Origin of the sequence: Streptomyces sp. NPDC020731, from assembly GCF_044334705.1 — a bacterium.
Classification (GTDB): domain Bacteria; phylum Actinomycetota; class Actinomycetes; order Streptomycetales; family Streptomycetaceae; genus Streptomyces.
Window position 1 is genome coordinate 50656 of the sequence record NZ_JBIRTN010000002.1, and the last position, 18363, is coordinate 69018.

Sequence of the window (18363 nt, forward strand, 5' to 3'; positions counted from 1 at the left end):
GGGCCTTGCCGCGTCCGGTTACCGGTCGGAAACAAGGCCTTGCCCCCTCGCCGTCCGCATGATGACAATGCGCATGACAATCCTGTGGGCGGCCGGAGGATTCCCGGCCGCCCGACGCCGCAAGAGGGGACCCCCATGAGAAAACCTCTCGTCGTCGCGCTCTGTGCCCTGGCCCTCGCCGGGGCGGGCGCGACCCCCGCGGTCGCCGCCGCGCCTTCCCCCACGGGCGCGGACACGACCTCGGGCGCGGTCCCGACCACGTTGACGGACGTCGTCAACGACACGGTCGGGACCGCGGTGGACACCCTGTCCGCGCTCACGGCGCCGAAAGCCGGCGCGGTGAACTTCGCCGGTACCGTCTCGCTCAGCAACTGCTCCGGTTCCGTCGTCCGCATGCCCGGCTCGGCGGCCGACGACCCGGCGCTCGTGCTCACCAACGGCCACTGCCTGGAGAGCGGCTTCCCCGCACCCGGCCAGGTCCTGGTGGACCGGGCGTCCAGCCGCACCTTCGGACTGCTGAACTCCTCCGGCTCCAAGGTCGCCACCCTGCGCGCCAACCGGCTCGTGTACGCGACCATGACCGACACGGACGCCGCGATCTACCGGCTGAGCACGACGTACGCGCAGATCAAGAGCGCGTACGGCATCGACGCACTGCCCCTGAGCGCCACCCGCCCGGCGGCCGGTACGTCCATCAGCGTGGTGTCCGGGTACTGGAAGCGGATCTACAACTGCTCCGTCGACGGATTCGCGTACCGCGTGAAGGAGGGGGGCTGGACCTGGAAGGACTCGGTCCGTTACACCTCCGCCTGCAACACCATCGGCGGCACCTCCGGCTCGCCGGTCGTCGACAGCGCCACCGGCCAGGTGGTCGCCGTCAACAACACCGGCAACGAGGACGGCGAGCGCTGCACGGTCAACAACCCGTGCGAGGTCGACGAGAACGGCAACGTCACGGTCCGCCAGGGCATCAACTACGCCCAGCAGACCTACCTGTTCCCCGCCTGCTTCGGCGTGGACAACAAGCTCGACCTGAGCGCGAGCGGCTGCGCCGTCCCCAAGCCGTAGAGGGCGCGTGGTGGCGGGCGGTCAGCGGGGAGTCCTGCGGACCGCCCGTCCCGCCAGTACGTCCGTACGCCGCCCGTCCTCGATCACGAATCGCCCGTCGACCAGCACGTACGGGATGCCCGTCGGAAGCGTCCGGGGCTCGGTGAAGGTCGACCCCGCGGCCACCGTCGCCGGGTCGAACAGCACCAGGTCCGCCTTGTAGCCCTCGCGGACCAGCCCCCGGTCCGGCAGCCGCAGCCGCGCGGCCGGGCGCGCGGTCAGATGCGCGACGCACTCCTCCAGCGTCAGCACCCCCAGCTCCCGTACGTAGTGCCCGAGGTAGTGCGGGAACGTCCCGTACGCGCGCGGATGCGGCTTCGCGCCCTGCAGGATGCCGTCCGAGCCGCCGGTGTGCACCCGGTGCCGCATGATCGCCCGTACGTTCTCCTCGTGTCCGACGTGCTGGAGGATCGTCGGGGCGAGCCTGTCCTTCAGCAGCAGCTCCCGCGCGACCGCCCAGGGGGACCCGCCGCGCGCCCGCGCCGACTCCAGGACCGTACGGCCGACGTGCTCGCCCAGCGCCGGGTCGCCGACGCCGGAGATCTCGATGGTCTCCCACTCCACGGGCACCCCGTGGCAGCCGTCCGAGCCGGTGACCTCCAGGTGGTGCCGGATCCGCTCGGCGGTCCCCTCGTCCGCGAGCCGCCGCAGGGTCTCCTCCGGACCGCCCTCGCTCGCCCAGCTCGGCAGCAGCGCCACGAGGGTGGTGCAGCCGGGGGTGTAGGGATAGGTGTCGAGGCTGATGTCGGCGCCCGCGTCCAGGGCCTCGTCCAGGAGGGTCAGCAGCTCGGGCGCCCGGCCCTTGTTCACCCCGAAGTTCATCGTGGCGTGCGCCAGGTGCAGCGGGCACTCCGCCTCCCGCGTCAGCGCCACCATCTCCTCGTACGCCTCCAGCGCGCCCGCGCCGTAGGAGCGGTGGTGCGGGCAGTAGTAGCCGCCGTACGACGCCACCACCCGGCACAACTCGGTGAGTTCGGCGTCCTCGGCGTACATGCCGGGCGTGTACGTCAGCCCCGACGACATGCCGACCGCGCCCTGCTCCATACCCTCCGCGACCAACTGCCGCATCCGGCCCAGCTCTTCGGGCGTGGCCTCGCGGTCCTCCCAGCCGACGGCGAGCGCGCGGACCGTGCCCTGCGGGATCAGATACGCGGCGTTGACCGCGATGCCCCCGTCGAGCCGGTCCAGGTACTCGCCCACCGACCGCCAGTCGAAGTCGATGTCGTCCCCGGCACCGTTCCACCCGGCGATCGCCCGGCGCACCTCGCCCAGCGTCCGGTCGTCGACCGGCGCGTACGACAGCCCGTCCTGGCCGAGGACTTCGAGGGTGACGCCCTGTGCGGCCTTGGCGCTGTGGTCGGGGTCGCGCAGCAACGCCAGATCACTGTGGGCGTGCATGTCGATGAAGCCGGGGGCCAGCACCAGCCCCTCGGCGTCCAGTTCACGGCGGGCCTTCGGACGCTGACAGCCGGCGTCCGCCGCCTCCTTCACGATCGAGACGATGCGGCCGCCGTCCACGACCACGTCCGCGCGGTACGAGTGGTCGCCTGAGCCGTCGACGACGTCCGCGTCCCTGATGACGAGCTCTTCCATGCGCCGGCCTCCTAGAAGAACGTACGGATGTAGTCGACCACCGTGCCGTCCGCCTCCGCCACGGGGATGAGCACCCACTTGTCGAACGACGTGCAGGGGTGGGAGAGCCCGAGCCCCACCCAGTCCCCCACCTCCAGATCGGCCTCCTCGGTGGTGCGCAGCCAGGCGTGCTGGTCGGACAGTCCGGTCACCGAGATCCCGGTGGCCGGGCGCTCACCGCCGTCCCGGCGGACCACCTGGGCGAACGGCAGATCGAGGTCGTGGGCCGCGTCCCGCTTGCCCGCGTTGGTGAACGCCTGCTCGGCGGACGGGCGGGACACCACCTGCGTCCACAGCCGGAACGCCGGCTCCAGCGCGCCCTCCTCCGGGACCCGGTTGAAGGGGGTCAGCTCGCGGTAGTGACCGTCGTCGTGCGAGACGTACGCCCCCGAGCGCAGCAGCTTCAGCACGGGCACGGAGAGCCCGGGGATCTCGGCGAGGACATCGGCCACCGCGTCGAACCAGGCGCTGCCGCCCGCGCTCACCACGATCTCGTCCAGCCCCGCGAACCGCCCCGCCTTGTCGAAGTCCACGGCGAGCGACACCAGCCGCCGCAGCCAGGCCCGCACCCGCTCCGGGTCCGCCCGCGGCACCTCGCCCTCGTACCCGGCGACCCCGACCAGCCGCAGCCCGCGCGCGCCCGCCACGGCGTCGGCGACGGCGGCGCACCCCGCCTCCGTCCGCACACCGGTGCGGGCACCCTCACCGGCGGCGAGCTCGACGACCACGTCAACCGGGCGGGAGGCCCCGCTCAGTGCCGCGTCCATCAGCTCGACCCCGCGCACGGAGTCGACGTAACAGACGAACCGGAAGCCGGGGTCGGCGTCCAGCTCGGCGGCGATCCACCGCAGGGCCGCCGCGTCGACCAGCTCATTGGCGAGGAAGACCCGCTGGATCCCGAACGCCCGCGCCACCCGCACCTGGTGCGGAACGGCCAGCGTGATGCCCCACGCCCCGTGCTCGATCTGCCGCCGGAAGAGCTGCGGGGCCATGGACGTCTTGCCGTGCGGCGCGAAGGCGAGCCCGTGCCGGGCCGCGTACGACTCCATCAGCTTCAGGTTGTGCTCCAGGCGCTCGGCGGAGAGCGCGAGCACGGGCGTGGTGAAGCCGCCGGTGAAGAGGTTGCGGCGCTGCGCGGCCAGCTCGCCGACGGTCAGCCCCCCGGCGTCCGGCGGGAGGCCCTTGAAGCGGTGATCGACCCGCTCCTCGGTGAGGTGGGTGAGGGCGTCGAGGACCATCTGAGCCTCCCTGATCAGCCGTGTTGCACATTTTGCAACACTCGTTGCGTATATCGCTCACCGCTGTCTAACATCTCCGCCACGCGGGGTCAACGGACACCGCCTCACCCGCAGAAGAAGAGGAGTCACGCCGTGGACGTTGTCGCGCTCGGCGAGTCCATGGTGACGTTCCTGCCCTCCCGGCCGGGCCGTCTCGCCGACGTGCCGTCCTTCGACCGGGGCATCGGCGGCGCGGAGTCGAACGTGGCGTGCGTGCTCGCGGCGGCGGGCCACACCACCCGGTGGATCAGCCGGGTCGGCGCGGACGCCTTCGGCGACCACCTCGTCGGGGCGATCGGCGGATACGGCGTCGACGTGTCGCACGTCCGCCGTGACCCGGCCCGCCCGACCGGCATCTACTTCCGCACGGCCGGCGACCGCGCCACGGACGCCCACGAGGTCGCGTACTACCGGGCGGGTTCGGCGGCCTCGGCGATGTCGCCGGCCGGCGTGGACCTGGACGCCGCACGCGCCGGACGCGTCCTGCACCTGTCCGGCATCACGGCGGCGCTCTCCGAGGGGTGCCTGGCACTGATGCGGGAGCTGACCGCCCCCCACCCCGGCCGCCCTCTGATCTCCTTCGACGTGAACCACCGCCCGGCCCTGTGGAGCGACGACCAGGGCCCGGAGGTCCTCCTGGACCTGGCGCGCGGCGCGGACATCGTCTTCGTGGGAGAGGACGAGGCGGAGGAGGCCTGGGGCATCACGGGCGGCCCCTCGTCCATCCGCGAAGCGCTCCAGGAGCCGGACATCCTGGTGGTCAAGCAGGGCGCGCACGGAGCCACAGCCTTCTGCTCCACCTCCCCCCTCCGCGGGCAATCGTGCCTCCCCCGGAGGGGGGACCCCCAGGGCGATGGGGGTCCCCCCGCTCGAGCGAAGCCGGGAGTGGGGGAGGGTGGGGGCGACGGCACCCCGCAAGCACCGGGCAGCGCGACCCACTCCCGCCCCGCACCAGCACAGGGCACCTACGAACCCGCCCTCAAGGTCGACGTGGTCGCAACCACCGGTGCCGGCGACGCCTTCGCCGCAGGCTTCCTCTCCGCAACCCTCCGAAACCTCCCCCTGCGCGACCGCCTGCGCCACGGCCACCTCACCGCCGCAGCCAGCCTCACCACCCCCGGCGACCTCGCCGCACCCCCCACCCGCGCCCACGCCGACCGCCTCGCCGCCCTCGACGACACCGCGTGGGAGAGACTGCGACTCGGCCCCGGCTGGACACAAGCCGATGAAGAGGCCGACGAGGAGGCACCCACCCCATGAGCCAGACCGTAGACCGCGCCCTGAGCATCCTCCCCCTGCTCGCGGAGGGCCCCGCCGACCTCGGCCGGGTCGCCGACCGCCTGGGCGTGCACAAGTCCACCGCCCTCCGCCTCCTGCGCACCCTCCACGAGCACGGCCTGGTCTACCGCCAGTCCGACCAGCGCTACCGACTCGGCGCCCGCCTCTTCGCCCTCGCCCAGGAGGCGATGGAGAACCTCGACGTCCGCGAGATCGCCCACGCCCACCTCGTACGCCTCAACGAGAAGTGCGGACACACCGTCCACCTCGCCGTGTACGAGGAGAACGAGGTCCTCTACATCGACAAGGTGGAGAGCCGCTACCCGGTCCGCATGTACTCACGGATCGGCAAACCGGTCGCCATCACCGTCGCGGCCGTGGCCAAGCTGCTCCTCGCCGACCTCCCCGAGCACGAGCGCCGCGCCCTCGCGGAGAAGCTCGACTACCCCACGTACACGTCCCGTTCGACACCCCACGCCACCGCGTTCCTCCAGGAACTGGCCAAGGTGCGCGAACAGGGCTGGGCCACCGACCTCGGCGGCCACGAGGAGTCCATCAACTGCGTCGCCGCGCCGATCCGCGGCGCCGACGGCCGGGTGGTCGCCGCGATGTCGGTCTCCGCGCCGAACGTCGTCGTCACCGCCGACGAACTCCTCACCCTGCTCCCGCTGGTGCGCCGTACGGCGGACGCGATCAGCGGCGAGTACTCCGGCAGAACCCCAGTGAAGGACACCTCCGCATGACCGAGAAGACCGCGCTCACCCCCGCCACCCACACCGTCCCGCCCGCGAAGTTCTCCCACGGCGTCCGCAAGGGCAACATCCTCCAGGTCGCCGGCCAGGTCGGCTTCCTGCCCGCCGAGGAGGGCAAGCCGCCCACGCCCGCCGGCCCGACCCTGCGCGAGCAGACCCTCCAGACCCTCGCCAACGTCAAGGCGATCCTCGAGGAGGGCGGCGCGGGCTGGGACGACGTGATGATGATCCGCGTCTACCTCACCGACGTGGACCACTTCGCGGAGATGAACGACCTCTACAACACCTACTTCGAGGAGCAGGGCCTCACCCAGCCGCCCGCCGCCCGCACGACCGTCTACGTCGGTCTCCCGGCCGGCCTCCTCATCGAGATCGACGCGCTCGCCGTCCTCGGCTGACACGCGTCCTCTTCCCCACCACCGCACGTCGTCACGGCACGGCGTCCCGCACCCCCTGGGACGCCGTGCCGCGATCCCCCCTGCCCGAAAGCCCCATGCCCTTACCCAGAGGACCCCCGAATGCTCCATCCGTCCCTCCCGCTCGCCGCCTCCGGACCGGCTCAGACACCACCGCACACCGGAGGCCTGCTCCTCCTCCTCGACGGCACGGCAGGCCTGCTGACCGTCGCCGCCATCGGCATCGCGCTCCTGCTCTTCCTGATCATCAAGGTCCGGCTCCAGCCGTTCGTCGCGCTGCTCGCCGTCTCCATAGCCGTCGGCCTGATGGCGGGTCTGTCGGTCACCGAGCTCTTCGGCACGGTCCAGCGTTCGGACGCGGTGTCCACCATCGAGTCCGGGATGGGCGGCATCCTCGGCCATGTCGCGATCATCATCGGCCTGGGCACGATGCTCGGCGCGATCCTCGAGGTCAGCGGTGGCGCGGAGGTGCTGGCGGGCCGGCTGCTCGGCCTGTTCGGCGAGAAGCGGGCCCCGCTCGCGATGGGCCTGACCGGCCTGATCTTCGGCATCCCGGTCTTCTTCGACGTCGGCATCTTCGTCCTCGCGCCGATCGTGTACGCCGCCGCCAAGCGCTCCGGCAAGTCGATCCTGCTCTACTGCCTCCCCCTCCTCGCCGGCCTCTCGGTCACCCATGCCTTCCTGCCCCCGCACCCGGGCCCGGTGGCCGCCGCCGGACTGCTCCACGTCGACCTCGGCTGGGTCATCCTCATGGGCGTCGTCTGCGGTCTGCCGGCCGTCGCCGCCGCCTGGGTCTACGCCGCCTGGATCGGCAAGCGCATCTTCGTCGCCGTACCGCAGGACATGGTCGAGGCCGCCCAGGAGGCCAAGGACGCCGTCGTCGCCGAGCAGCGCGCCTCCGGGGTCGAACCGCGGGAGGCGCCGGTGCCGCTCGGCACGGTCCTCGGCATCATCGGTACGCCGCTCGTCCTGATCCTCGCGGCCACCTTCTCCTCGATCGCCCTGGACCCCTCCACCCTCCGCTCGGTCATCGAGTTCTTCGGCCACCCCTTCGTGGCCCTCACCCTCGCCCTGTTCCTCGCGTACTACCTGCTGGGCATCCGGCGCGGCTGGTCCCGCAAGTCCCTGGAGACCGTCTCCACGTCCTCGCTGAAGCCGGTCGGCAACATCCTGCTGGTGGTCGGCGCCGGCGGCGTCTTCGGCGCCGTCCTCAAGGCCAGCGGGGTCGCCCAGGCGCTCTCGGACACCTTCAACGACGTGGGCCTGCCGGTGATCGTCCTGTCCTACCTGATCTCCGTGGTGCTGCGGGTCGCGCAGGGCTCGGCGACGGTGGCGATCGTGACGACGGCGGGCATCGTGGCCCCGCTGCTGGCCGAGGGCGACCACTCGCAGGCGTTCGTGGCGCTGGTCATCATGGCCATCTCGGCGGGCTCGATCTTCGCCTCGCACGTCAACGACGGCGGCTTCTGGATGGTCGCCAAGTACTTCGGCATCAGCGAGCGGGACACGCTCAAGACGTGGACGGTGCTGGAGAGCGTGCTGTCCGTGGCCGGTTTCGTGGTCGCCGCCGCGCTCAGTCTCGTCGTGTGAGCCGTGGCGCCTGTGTAGGCGTCTTATAACGAAGTTGGGGGCTGGCTGTGTCCGGCACAGGTTTGTCGACCATACTCCTGCGGTGTGGAGCAGCGCATAGGTTCGAGCAGCCAGCCCCTGGAAGGCGCCGGATTCGACCCGGCATTCATCCCCGGGCTCACCTCGCCCGCGTCCGGCCGGGAGGAGGACGCGAAGGCGAAGCCGGAGGAACCGGAGGACACGGCCCCGGAGGAGGACATCACCCCGGAGCCAGAACCGGAGGTGGAAGAGGAGTCCGCTCCCGAGGAGGAGGCGGACCCCGACGGTCCCGTCTTCGAGGCGTCCGACCGTCGCGCCCGGGTCGTCGCTGATCACAGCGGCGTACGACTGCGCCTGGACGACCAGGAGTGCGAGTTCCGCTGGGACGAGATCGGCGCGGTGGAGACGGAGACCGCCCGCTTCGGCAAGCGCTGGACGCTCACCGTCCACACCCCTGACAGCCGCTGGTACCCGATCGAGGTCGAGGCCCCGTCCCGCAGCAGCTTCGCGGAATGGGACACCGCCCTGGACGCGGTCCTGGACGCGTACTTCGAGGACGGCGAGGCGCAGTCCGAGAAGGACGACCAGGCGGACGACGTGAAGGACAGCGCCAAGGACAGCGAGGACGACGGTGACGGAACCGACGCCGACTAGGCACATCGGGTGAAGATCCGCGCACGCCCTCTTGTCCCACCGGCCGTCATGGGCTTTCTTGACCCCCATGGCGGACACCACGGGCAACACCAGAGACGTAGGCGTACCGGGTGGGGTCGACTCGGCTCCCCGTAAGTCCAGTTGGCGCTACATCGGTCCCGGCGTCGTCGTCGCCGCGACCGGTGTCGGCGCCGGCGACCTCGTGGCCACTCTCATCGCGGGCAGCAACTTCGGCTACACCCTGCTGTGGGCCGCGGTCATCGGCTGTCTGGTGAAGATCTCCCTCGCGGAGGCGTGCGGCCGGTGGCACCTGTCCACCGGGCGCACCCTCTTCGACGGCTGGGCGAGCCTCGGCCCCTGGACGATGTGGTTCTTCGCGGTCTACGCCGTGATCTGGGGCTTCGTCTACGGCGCGGCGGCGATGTCGTCGAGCGCCCTGCCGCTCCAGGCGCTCTTCCCGGACGTGATGGACCTCGAATGGTGGGGCATCGCCTGCGGCCTGGTGGGTCTGGTCTTCGTCTGGTTCAACAAGTACGACGTCTTCGAGAAGGTCATGACGGTCCTGGTGGGCGTCATGTTCGTCGTCACCGTCTACCTGGCGATCCGCGTCACCCCCCACCTCGGCGACGCCTTCGCCGGCCTCCTCCCGGTCATCCCGGACGAGAAGGACTCGGTCCTCAACACCCTGGGCCTGATCGGCGGCGTCGGCGGCACCATCACGCTGGCCGCGTACGGCTACTGGGTCAACGCCAAGGGCTGGACGAACACCGGCTGGATGAAGGTCATGCGCCTGGACAACCGGGTCGCCTACGCCACCACCGGCGTCTTCGTCATCGCGATGCTGTTCGTCGGCGCCGAGCTGCTGCACTCGGCGAACGTCGCGATCGCGAGCGGCGACAAGGGCCTGATGCAGCTCGGAGACATCCTGGAGCAGCAGTACGGCACGGCGACCGGCAAGCTCTTCCTGATCGGCTTCTTCGCCACCTCCTTCACCTCCCTGATCGGTGTGTGGCACGGCGTGAGCCTGATGTTCGCCGACTTCCTGGCCCGGCAGCGGGGCGAGCGCGAGGCGCGCGGCGACGAGCTGGCCTCCGGCCGCCGCGAACGCTCCTGGGCCTTCCGCGCCTACCTGCTCTGGCTCACCTTCCCGCCCATCGTCCTGCTCTTCCAGGACGAGCCCTTCCGCCTGATCATCATCTACGGCGTCCTGGGCGCCGCCTTCATGCCCTTCCTGGCCCTCACCCTGCTCTGGCTCCTCAACTCCTCCCGCACCCCCCGGGAATGGCGCAACGGCCCCCTCAGCAACACGATGCTCGCCGTCGCCGGCCTGCTGTTCCTGGTGCTGTGCGTCAAGCAGGTCTGGGACCAGCCCTGGTCGGAGTTCTTCTAGGGGGTGTCGTCTGGATCAGGCCGGCTTCAGGTGACGGCGCCTCACAGCCGAGCCGGACCCCGCGACCCCGGCAAGATCCAAACGACATCTCCTAGTCCGCGCGGCGGTAGGCCGACGGGGGCTGGTCGTCGCTGAGCACGCTCACGGTCAGCCGGTCGGTGCTCTTGAGCCGCAACGTCTTCGTGTCGCCGTTCTCGCACTGGTCCTGCGGTTCCGCGGCCGTGACGATCGCCGGGCCGAGCCGTACTCCCGTGCTGGTGGCGTCCACCAGCACGCTCTCCCACTCGCAGTGGTACGCCGGTCCGTCACCGGTCCACGTGGCCACCACTTCACCGTGCGCACCCTGCTCCAGCACGAGGGACGTGCTCTCGCCGGGATCGGAGCCCTCGCGCTGCCAGGTGCCGAGGAACTCGGTCGGGACGGGGGTGTCGGACAGTTCGGTCTTCTTGAGGGTCGCGGTCTCGCCGCTGTCGCCGTTGGTCCAGGTGATCGAGCCGTCGTCGAGCAGGCGCAGGGTCTGCTCGCCGCCGTCGCTGCAGCTGTCCTCGGGGATGCTGGTGACCGCGCGGGACTCCAGCACCATCAGGTTGTCGAACGAGACGAGCTTCGCGGCGCCGGTGCACAGCAGGTCGTCGAAGGAGTTGAACGTCGTCGCGACGTCCTCGCCCTCGACGCCCTGGGTGATCGTGATGCGCCGGAGCGAGAGGGTGTTCCCGTCGGAGTCCTTGCCCTCGCCCTGCCAGGTGCCCAGGTACGCGTCGGCGATCGAACCCTCGATGGAGGCCGAGGGCGCCGGGCCCGAGGTGTCCTCCTCGTCCTGCGCGGTGTCGCCCGCGGACTCTTCGGTGCTGCCGTCGGCGGGCTGCTCGGAGTCGCCCGTCCTCCCGGCGCCGGTGCTCTTGCCGTCGTCCTTGTCGCCGCCCAGGTTCATGGCGGCGTACGTGATACCGCCGGCGAGCAGGGCGACGGCCAGGGCGGCGGAGCCGACGACCAGTCGGGTCCGCCTGCGGCGTGCCGGGGCGGGCGCGGGGGCCGGCGTCGGAATGGGGTCCCCGAACACGCCGAGCGGCGGCGCGACCGGTGTCGGCGCGGGCGGCCGAGCCGGAGTGGGGTCCGGCGCCGGGTCCCCGGCGGGCGGGCCGGGGTTCACGGCGGCCGGGCTCGGGTCCGCGGTGGGCGGGGCCGGGTCCGGCGTGGGCTGCGGGGTGGCCGGTGCGCTCACCGGCAGCGGCGGGGTCGCGGGCGGAGCGGAGGGCGGCGCCGCCGACGGAACCGGTGGCGCCACGGGCGGCGGCGGGGTGGCCGCGGGCGGCCCGGTGACGGGCATCGGCGGCACGGTCGGCGGTGCGGTCGGCTGCGCCGGGACGAACCGGGTGCCCGGTGCCTCCGAATCCAGCAACCGGGCTGCCCTGCGGCCCAGTTCCGCGATCAGGCCGGCCGGCAGCCACGGCTCGGTGTCCGCGCTCGCCGCGTCGGCGGCCGTACGCTCCACCAGTTCGGCGGGCGTCGGCCGGGCGGCGGGGTCCTTGGCCAGGCAGTCGCGCACGAGTTCCGACAGGCCCTCGGGCAGGCCGGACAGGTCCGGCGGCTCCTGCGCGATCCGGTACATCACCGCGTGCATCCCGCTGTCCGAGGAGCTGAACGGCTGGCGCCGGGTCGCCGCGAAGGCCAGCACCGAGCCGAGCGAGAAGACGTCGCAGGCCGCGGTGAGCGGCTCGCCGCGGACCTGCTCGGGGGACATGTAGCCGGGCGAGCCGATCACCGCCCCGGTGCGGGTCAGCTTGCCGTCGGCGGTCACCGCGTCGAGCGCGCGGGCGATGCCGAAGTCGATGACGCGCGGCCCGTCGATCGTCACCAGGATGTTCGCCGGCTTGAGGTCGCGGTGGACGAGGCCCGCCTCGTGGATGGTCGTGAGCGCCTGGGCGAGCCGGTTGGCGAGTATCCGCACCGACCGCTCGGGCAGCGGCTCCGGGCGTTCGGCGATCACCTCGTGCAGCGAGGGCCCCGGCACGTACCCGGTGGCGACCCACGGCGCGGCCGCGTCGGTGTCCGCGTCCAGCACGGGCGCGGTCCACTCGCCGCCCACGCGCCGCGCGGACGCGATCTCCTGCGCGAACCGCCTGCGGAACTCGGGCTCCGACGCCAGCTCGGAACGGACAAGTTTCACGGCGACGGTGCGGCCACCGGTCGAGCGGGCCAGATAGACCTCGCCCATGCCGCCCGCGCCGAGGCGGGCGAGAAGCCGGTAGGGGCCGATACGTGACGGGTCGTCGGGTCTCAGCTCATCCACGGGCCGATCCTCGCACAGCGGTCACGCCGGGAGGTGTCCGAAGACGCATCGGTTACTTCTGTATCCCGCTCGTGACCTGCGCTCTCCGTCCGGGGCGCCGAGCCCTGCGCGCGCACCGCCCCCTGCCCCACGTCACCGCGGGGCAGGGGGTGCCGTTCGTGCCGCGTCGGTTACGGCAGCGCGTGGACGTGCGGGCCCACCGCGTTGGACCAGGCGTTCTGGGCCGTGGCGTCCCAGTTGGTGGACCAGGTCATCGCGCCCCGCAGGCCCGGGTAGGTCTTCGACGGTTTGAACGAACCGCAGTTGGTGCCCCTGGCGAGGCAGTCCAGGGCGTTGTTCACGACCGACGGGGAGACGTAACCGCTGCCCGCGCCCCGCGTCGAGGCCGGCAGGCCCAGGCCGACCTGGGACGGGTCGAGACCGCCCTCCAGCTGGATGCAGGCGAGCGCGGTGAGGAAGTCCACCGAGCCCTGGCTGTAGACCTTGCCGTCACAGCCCAGCATGGAACCGCTGTTGTAGTACTGCATGTTGACGACCGTGAGGATGTCCTTCACGTTCAGCGCGGTCCTGAAGTACGAGCCGGACGTCGACTGCATGTCGATGGTCTGCGGAGCCATCGTCAGGATCATCGACGGGCCGGCCTTCGCCGACAACGACCGCAGCGCCTGCGTCATGTAGGTCGGGTTGAGGCCGTTCTCCAGGTCGATGTCGACACCGTCGAAGCCGTATTCCCGCATCAGCGTGTACAGCGAGTCGGCGAAGTTCGCCGCCGAGGCGGAGTCGTTCACCGCGACGGTGCCCTTCTCGCCGCCGACCGAGATGATGACCTTCTTGCCGGCCGCCTGCTTGGCCCGGACGTCCGCCTTGAACTGGTCGACGGTGTAGCCGTTCAGGCCCGCCGAGTCCAGGTTGAAGGTGACGGCACCCGGTGTGCCGGTGGCGTCGGCGAAGGCGACCGCGATGATGTCGTAGTTGCCCGGGACGTCCGAGATGCGCTGCACTGCCGCGCCGTTGTTGAAGTTCTGCCAGTACCCGGTCACCGCGTGCCTGGGCAGGTCACCGCCCCCGCCTCCGCCGCTCTCCTTCGTCCGCGCGGACACCGCCGTCGACTTCGGCGACTCGCCCGCCGCGTTGGTGGCGGCGACCTGGAAGGAGTACGACGTCGAGGCGGCGAGCCCGGTTACGGTCGCCGACGTGCCCGACACCGCCGTCACCTTCGTACCGTCGCGGTAGATGGTGTATCCGGTCGCCCCCGACACCGCGTTCCAGGCCAGCGTCACCGACGAGGCGGTCGTACCGGAGACGGACAGCCCGCCCGGTGTGCCCGGGACCGTCGGATCCGGGTCACCGCCGCCACCCCCGTCGGGGCCGAACACCGACAGGTCGTCCACGTGGTAGGCGGCCTGGCCGTACCAGCCGTGGGTGTAGACCGTCACCGAGGTGGTGGAGGAGCCGGTGGTGAAGCTCGTCGACAGCTGCTTCCAGCTGCCGGAGTCCGGGGTCCAGGTGGACACGTCCGTGGTACCGGTGCCGGTCACGCCCAGGTAGGCGTACCCGCCCTGCACCCAGCCGCTCAGCCTGTACGTGGAATTGGGCTTCACCGCGACGGTCTGGGTGCAGCGGGCGTTGTCCTGCCCGGCGGGCGTGGCCCTGAGTGCGGCCGTACCGCCGTGCACCGGGGAGGAGACGGTCGCGCCGCTGTTCGCCGAACAGGTCCAGTTGCTCAGGCCCGCCTCGAAGCCGGCGTTCCTGGCGTTGTTGACGTCCGCCGCGGACGCCTGGCCCGCGCCGGCGAGGGGAAGGGCGAGGGCGAGGGCGGAGACGAAGGCTCCGGCCCAGAGACGTCTGCTGCGAACGGGTGTTCCCGGTGCGCGGTTCATGGGGGCCTCCGGTGGGGGAGAAGGGTGGGAGAGGAGAGGAGGTGCGAGCGACGGTGGCCACCGTGTGCAGCACAAGGTGGTCCAGACCAATCCGGTTGTCAATAGGTCCAGACCGAAATCGACCGGCGGGTCGACCCCAAGGCGTCACCCGGCGTCAAGGCGGCGCACGGGATCCACACCTCCGGGGCCCGATCGACACCGGCGAGATGCTCAACGTGTCCCGTTTTGAAGCACCTTGTGCATCAGCAGTTGCCGTTCAGCTACTCAAACGCTGTTCTCCGGTCACAGGCCCGCGGATACAGTGCTGACGTAGTCACGCAGTGAAGTCACCAGGGTGCATCGGAGTGACACCCGATGGGCCGAGGGGCCTGGGGAGAACGGGGAGCCGCGCGTGCCAACTGCCATTGCCGTGACCGGCGCCGACATGGCGCTGCCGGCCCAGGACGAACGAACCCTGCCCGCCGTCGTGCTGCGGGACATCGACACCCGGCCGCTCGAACAGGTCCTGACCGAGCTGCAGCTGATCGTCGAGCACCACGGGCACGTCATCGTGGTCTGCTCCCAGGCCGCCCCCACCGCCGTCCAGCGACGCCTGCACACCCTGCGCTCCCTGCTGGAGAGCGACCGGATAGCCCTCTTCCGCCCCGACCTGCCGCCCCTCGGACTGGCCGTCCTGGTACGCCAGTTACGGCAGCTCGCCTCCTGCGACCTCAGCCCCGGCGTCCTCGCCTCCGCCGGCCGGCTGCTGATCCACTACATCCACTCCGGGGCCCTGCTCGGCTCCGTCGCCCGCCTCGACCGCGTCCCCGTCGACCTGAAGCAGCACGCCAAGTCCTGGATGCCCGGCAGCCAGTTCGCGGTACTCGCCCACCCGCAGCCGCAACTCGTCCGTCTCGGCCCCGAGGCATCCCTCGACGGCCCCGAGTTCGGCACCTGGATGCTCGTCGCCAAGGGCCAGCTCCAGTCCGACTGGGTCACCGCCGACCTGGCCCCCTCCTGGAAGGTCCAGGGCCTGCGCGAGACACCGCTTCCCGCCGAGTCCCCGGGCTGGTGGGGGACCGGCAGACTCGTCGAGTTCTGCACCTACCTGCCCGACCTGTCCGTCCTGTACCAGCTGGTCACCTCCGTACGGCGCGGCAGCTGCCACTGGTGCGGCATCGACGTCATCGGCGACCGGTGCGTGTTCTGTTCGGCCGTACCGCCCGCCCCCGAGGGCACGCCGGCCCTCACCCGGCGCACCTGACCCCGTTCGCCCACCGCACAGTCCCGATTCCGCTCGACCGATATCCCCGATGAGGTTGCACGGTTCATGAACTCCCGTCAGCGCCGCGGCGTGATACTCCTGCTTCTGTCGGTCCTGTGCGCCCTGGGCGCGTTCGCCGGCGTGCTCTCCGTCATCAGCGACGTGGAGTCCAAGGTCGGCCCCGAGGTCACCGCGTACCGGCTGAAGACGAGCGTGGCGCCCTACACGCCCCTCAGCACGGGCCAGTTCGAGAAGATCGAGATGCCCGAGCGGTGGCTGTCGAAGAACGCCGTCACCGACCTGGACGAGATCCGGGGCAAGATCGCCGTGACCGATCTGCAGGAGGGCTCCCTGCTGCAGAGCGACATGATCGTGAACCAGCCCGCCCTGCGGCCGGGACAGCAGGAGGTCGCCATCATGATCGACGCGGCGACCGGCGTCGCCGGCAAGATCACACCGGGCTCGGCGGTCAACGTCTACGCCACCTTCGAGGGCGAGCGCGAGGGCGACCCCGACCAGTCCAGGGTCATCGTGACCAACGCCAAGGTCCTCGACGTCGGCAAGCTCACCGCCCTCCAGCCCGGCGAGAACGACCGCGGCCGGGAGCCCACCGACGCCGTCCCGATCACCTTCGCGCTGTCCGCCATCGACGCCCAGCGCATCACCTACGCCGAGTCGTTCGCCCAGCGGGTCCGCCTGGCACTGGTCGCCCCCGGAACAGAGAGCACCGTCCCGGACTCGCAGCGGACGTACGAACTCGCGAAGGACAAGTGAGAGGCCCGCATGCCCACGAGGATCCTCCCGGCGATCGGCGACGCGGACGCGGTCCGGTCCCTCACCACGCTGCTCAGCCAGCTCCCGGACGCCGAGCCGGTGGCCCCGGTGGCCGACTCCACCCAGCTCGTCGACACCCTCGCCCGGCTGGCCGCCGAGTCCGTCGACGAACTGCCCGAGGTCGTGGTCGTGCACGAGCGGATCGGTCCCGTGCCCGCCCTGGAGCTGATCCGCGAGGTCGCCCTGCGCTTCCCGGCCGTCGGCGTCATCCTCGTCACCTCCGACGCGAGCCCCGGCCTCTTCCAGGCCGCCATGGACTACGGCGCCCGCGGCCTGGTCGCCCTCCCGCTCAGCTACGAGGAACTCGCCAGCCGCGTCCAGGCCGTCGCCCAGTGGTCCGCCGGCGTACGACGCCACCTCGGTTCGGGCGGCGACGTGTTCACCGGTGTCGGCGGCACCGTCGTCACCGTCAGTGGCGCCAAGGGCGGCGTCGGTGCGACCCTGACCGCCGTCCAGCTCGCCCTCGCCGCCCAGGCCTCCGGCCGCACCACAGCCCTCGTCGACATGGACCTCCAGACCGGCGACGTCGCCGCCTACCTGGACGTCCAGTTCCGCCGCTCCGTCGTCGACCTCGCCGCCATCAACGACATCTCCCCGCGCGTCCTCGCCGACGCCGTCTTCCGCCACGACACCGGCCTCGCCCTGCTGCTCGCCCCCGGCGAGGGTGAACGCGGCGAGGACGTCACCGACCGCGCCACCCGTCAGATCGTCAGCGCCCTGCGCTCCCGCTACGAGGTCGTCGTCATCGACTGCGGAGCCCAGCTCGGCGGCGCCGGCGCGGCGGCGGTGGAGATGGCCGACACGGCCCTGCTGGTCACCACCCCCGACGTGATCGCCGTACGGGGCGCCAAGCGGGCGGTGCGGATGTGGGACCGGCTGCAGATCCGCAAGGCCGAGGAGACCACGGTGGTCGTCAACCGGCACACCCGGTCCACGGAGATCCAGCCCCCGCTCATCCGGAAGATCACCGGCACCGTCGTCGCGGCCACCGTGATCCCCGCCCACTTCAAGGAACTGCAGGCCGTCGTGGACGCCGGCCGCATCCACGAACTGGAGAACAAGAGCACGGTGAAACAGGCCCTGTGGGGCCTGGCCGGCGAACTCGGCCTGGTCAAGGCCGCCGAGGGCGACCGGCGCACGGGCCGGCTGCGCGGCGACCGCGGGTCGGTGAGCTTCCGGCGGCGCAGGGACGGAGGGGGACGACCATGAAAGCGGCATTACCCGCGCGCGACCGTGACCGGGGACGTGACGGCGACCGGGGCCAGGTGACCATCGAGTTCCTCGGCATGACCCCCACGATCCTCGTGACGCTGGTGGTGCTGTGGCAGCTCGTGCTGGTGGGGTACGCGTTCACGCTCGCGGGGAATGCTGCGGACGAGGCCGTACGGGCGGGCACGGCGGCGGCGCCGGGCGCCCGCCAGGGCGCCTGCCAGGCGGCAGGGCGGGACAAGCTGTCGGGAGCGTGGGCGGAGGGAGCGACCGTGAACTGCACGACCTCGGGCGGCTTCGTCACCGCCGACGTGAACCTGAGCGTTCCCCTCCTCTTCCCCGGCGCCGTCTCCCTCCCCCTCGACGTGAAGGGGCACGCGGGCGCGGTCGAGGAGGAGACGGACTGACATGCCGTACGAGCCGTACACGCCGAACGCACGCCGCCCCCGCGACCGCGGCCAGGTCGCCATCGAATACCTCGGCTTCCTCCCGATCCTGCTCGTCGTCGCCATGGCCGCCGTACAGCTCGGCCTGATCGCCTACACCGCCCAGCAGGCCGGCACGGCGGCCCGCGCGGGGGCGCGCAGCGCGTCGCTGGACCAGGCGTACGGCTACACCTGCAGGGCCGCCGTCAGCGACTGGCTCGCCGACGGCACCTCCTGCGAGGGCTATCCCGGAGGTGACGAGATCACCGTCACCGCCACGGTCGACATCCCGTCGATCGTGCCGGGCTGGGACTTCGGCCCCGCCCGCAAGTCCGCCACGATGCCGCGAGACCACTGAGGAGCAAGCG

Annotated in this window: 16 protein-coding genes; 12 read left to right on the plus strand and 4 right to left on the minus strand. The window is 71.5% G+C overall.

The window, feature by feature from the left end; translation table 11 throughout:
* Nucleotides 1-135: 135 nt before the first annotated feature.
* The gene (locus ACH4VX_RS02930; protein WP_398365493.1) at nt 136-1068 is read left to right on the plus strand and encodes a serine protease; all 933 of its coding nucleotides are present in this window, start codon (nt 136-138) and stop codon (nt 1066-1068) included.
* Between the two features lie 21 nt (nt 1069-1089).
* Here the strand turns inward: ACH4VX_RS02930 and ACH4VX_RS02935 are convergent, their stop codons facing one another.
* Both ACH4VX_RS02935 and ACH4VX_RS02940 read right to left on the minus strand, forming a co-directional pair.
* Entirely contained in the window at nt 1090-2700 is a 1611-nt protein-coding gene (locus tag ACH4VX_RS02935) for an amidohydrolase family protein (RefSeq protein ID WP_398365495.1), read from the minus strand.
* 11 nt (nt 2701-2711) lie between these two features.
* Nucleotides 2712-3977 carry an amino acid deaminase gene (locus ACH4VX_RS02940; protein ID WP_398365497.1) on the minus strand — a complete coding sequence of 422 codons (1266 nt, stop codon included), beginning with the start codon at nt 3975-3977 and terminating at the stop codon, nt 2712-2714.
* Nucleotides 3978-4136: 159 nt separating this feature from the next.
* On the opposite strand from ACH4VX_RS02940, the gene ACH4VX_RS02945 reads away from it, so the two are divergent.
* From ACH4VX_RS02945 to ACH4VX_RS02970, 6 genes are all read left to right on the plus strand, one after another.
* Nucleotides 4137-5276, plus strand: coding sequence for a sugar kinase (locus ACH4VX_RS02945; protein WP_398365928.1), 1140 nt, complete (start codon nt 4137-4139; stop codon nt 5274-5276).
* Nucleotides 5273-6037 carry an IclR family transcriptional regulator gene (locus tag ACH4VX_RS02950; protein ID WP_398365499.1) on the plus strand — a complete coding sequence of 255 codons (765 nt, stop codon included), beginning with the start codon at nt 5273-5275 and terminating at the stop codon, nt 6035-6037. The genes ACH4VX_RS02945 and ACH4VX_RS02950 overlap by 4 nt, the downstream gene beginning before the upstream one ends.
* Entirely contained in the window at nt 6034-6444 is a 411-nt protein-coding gene (locus ACH4VX_RS02955; RefSeq protein ID WP_398365501.1) for a RidA family protein, read from the plus strand. Before ACH4VX_RS02950 ends, ACH4VX_RS02955 begins: the two co-directional genes overlap by 4 nt.
* A 120-nt stretch (nt 6445-6564) precedes the next feature.
* Nucleotides 6565-8052: a GntP family permease gene (locus ACH4VX_RS02960; RefSeq protein ID WP_398365503.1), complete on the plus strand. Its 1488-nt coding sequence runs from the start codon at nt 6565-6567 to the stop codon at nt 8050-8052.
* Between the two features lie 84 nt (nt 8053-8136).
* Nucleotides 8137-8724 (plus strand): hypothetical protein, encoded by a 588-nt coding sequence (locus tag ACH4VX_RS02965; RefSeq protein WP_398365504.1) that lies wholly within the window; start codon nt 8137-8139, stop codon nt 8722-8724.
* 67 nt (nt 8725-8791) lie between these two features.
* Nucleotides 8792-10114, plus strand: a complete 1323-nt coding sequence (locus tag ACH4VX_RS02970; RefSeq protein WP_398365506.1) for an Nramp family divalent metal transporter — start codon at nt 8792-8794, stop codon at nt 10112-10114.
* Between the two features lie 91 nt (nt 10115-10205).
* Here the strand turns inward: ACH4VX_RS02970 and ACH4VX_RS02975 are convergent, their stop codons facing one another.
* Nucleotides 10206-12404, minus strand: a complete 2199-nt coding sequence (locus ACH4VX_RS02975; RefSeq protein WP_398365508.1) for a serine/threonine-protein kinase — start codon at nt 12402-12404, stop codon at nt 10206-10208.
* 170 nt (nt 12405-12574) lie between these two features.
* On the minus strand, nt 12575-14284 hold the full coding sequence (locus ACH4VX_RS02980) for a chitinase (protein WP_398365510.1): 1710 nt from the start codon (nt 14282-14284) through the stop codon (nt 12575-12577).
* A gap of 409 nt (nt 14285-14693) precedes the next feature.
* Here ACH4VX_RS02980 and ACH4VX_RS02985 point away from each other — a divergent pair, with 409 nt between their 5' ends.
* The 5 genes from ACH4VX_RS02985 to ACH4VX_RS03005 all read left to right on the plus strand — a co-directional run bounded on the left by ACH4VX_RS02985 (nt 14694) and on the right by ACH4VX_RS03005 (nt 18353).
* Nucleotides 14694-15527: a hypothetical protein gene (locus ACH4VX_RS02985; RefSeq protein ID WP_398365929.1), complete on the plus strand. Its 834-nt coding sequence runs from the start codon at nt 14694-14696 to the stop codon at nt 15525-15527.
* A 66-nt stretch (nt 15528-15593) separates the two neighbouring features.
* The gene (gene cpaB / locus ACH4VX_RS02990; protein WP_398365512.1) at nt 15594-16301 is read left to right on the plus strand and encodes a Flp pilus assembly protein CpaB; all 708 of its coding nucleotides are present in this window, start codon (nt 15594-15596) and stop codon (nt 16299-16301) included.
* A gap of 9 nt (nt 16302-16310) precedes the next feature.
* Complete coding sequence (locus ACH4VX_RS02995) at nt 16311-17570, plus strand: CpaE family protein (protein WP_398365514.1); 1260 nt, start codon at nt 16311-16313, stop codon at nt 17568-17570.
* Nucleotides 17567-17977 carry a pilus assembly protein gene (locus ACH4VX_RS03000; RefSeq protein WP_398365516.1) on the plus strand — a complete coding sequence of 137 codons (411 nt, stop codon included), beginning with the start codon at nt 17567-17569 and terminating at the stop codon, nt 17975-17977. Before ACH4VX_RS02995 ends, ACH4VX_RS03000 begins: the two co-directional genes overlap by 4 nt.
* Nucleotide 17978: 1 nt before the next feature.
* A complete protein-coding gene (locus tag ACH4VX_RS03005; RefSeq protein WP_398365518.1) occupies nt 17979-18353 on the plus strand; it encodes a TadE/TadG family type IV pilus assembly protein in 375 nt (124 codons plus the stop codon).
* Nucleotides 18354-18363: the final 10 nt, after the last annotated feature.

Coding starts and splice junctions, on each gene's coding strand:
- ACH4VX_RS02930 (WP_398365493.1), top strand. CDS start 136: ATGAGAAAACCTCTCGTCGTCGCGCTCTGTGCCCTGGCCCTCGCCGGG.
- ACH4VX_RS02935 (WP_398365495.1), bottom strand. CDS start 2,700: ATGGAAGAGCTCGTCATCAGGGACGCGGACGTCGTCGACGGCTCAGGC.
- ACH4VX_RS02940 (WP_398365497.1), bottom strand. CDS start 3,977: ATGGTCCTCGACGCCCTCACCCACCTCACCGAGGAGCGGGTCGATCAC.
- ACH4VX_RS02945 (WP_398365928.1), top strand. CDS start 4,137: ATGGTGACGTTCCTGCCCTCCCGGCCGGGCCGTCTCGCCGACGTGCCG.
- ACH4VX_RS02950 (WP_398365499.1), top strand. CDS start 5,273: ATGAGCCAGACCGTAGACCGCGCCCTGAGCATCCTCCCCCTGCTCGCG.
- ACH4VX_RS02955 (WP_398365501.1), top strand. CDS start 6,034: ATGACCGAGAAGACCGCGCTCACCCCCGCCACCCACACCGTCCCGCCC.
- ACH4VX_RS02960 (WP_398365503.1), top strand. CDS start 6,565: ATGCTCCATCCGTCCCTCCCGCTCGCCGCCTCCGGACCGGCTCAGACA.
- ACH4VX_RS02970 (WP_398365506.1), top strand. CDS start 8,792: ATGGCGGACACCACGGGCAACACCAGAGACGTAGGCGTACCGGGTGGG.
- ACH4VX_RS02980 (WP_398365510.1), bottom strand. CDS start 14,284: ATGAACCGCGCACCGGGAACACCCGTTCGCAGCAGACGTCTCTGGGCC.
- cpaB (WP_398365512.1), top strand. CDS start 15,594: ATGAACTCCCGTCAGCGCCGCGGCGTGATACTCCTGCTTCTGTCGGTC.
- ACH4VX_RS02995 (WP_398365514.1), top strand. CDS start 16,311: ATGCCCACGAGGATCCTCCCGGCGATCGGCGACGCGGACGCGGTCCGG.
- ACH4VX_RS03000 (WP_398365516.1), top strand. CDS start 17,567: ATGAAAGCGGCATTACCCGCGCGCGACCGTGACCGGGGACGTGACGGC.
- ACH4VX_RS03005 (WP_398365518.1), top strand. CDS start 17,979: ATGCCGTACGAGCCGTACACGCCGAACGCACGCCGCCCCCGCGACCGC.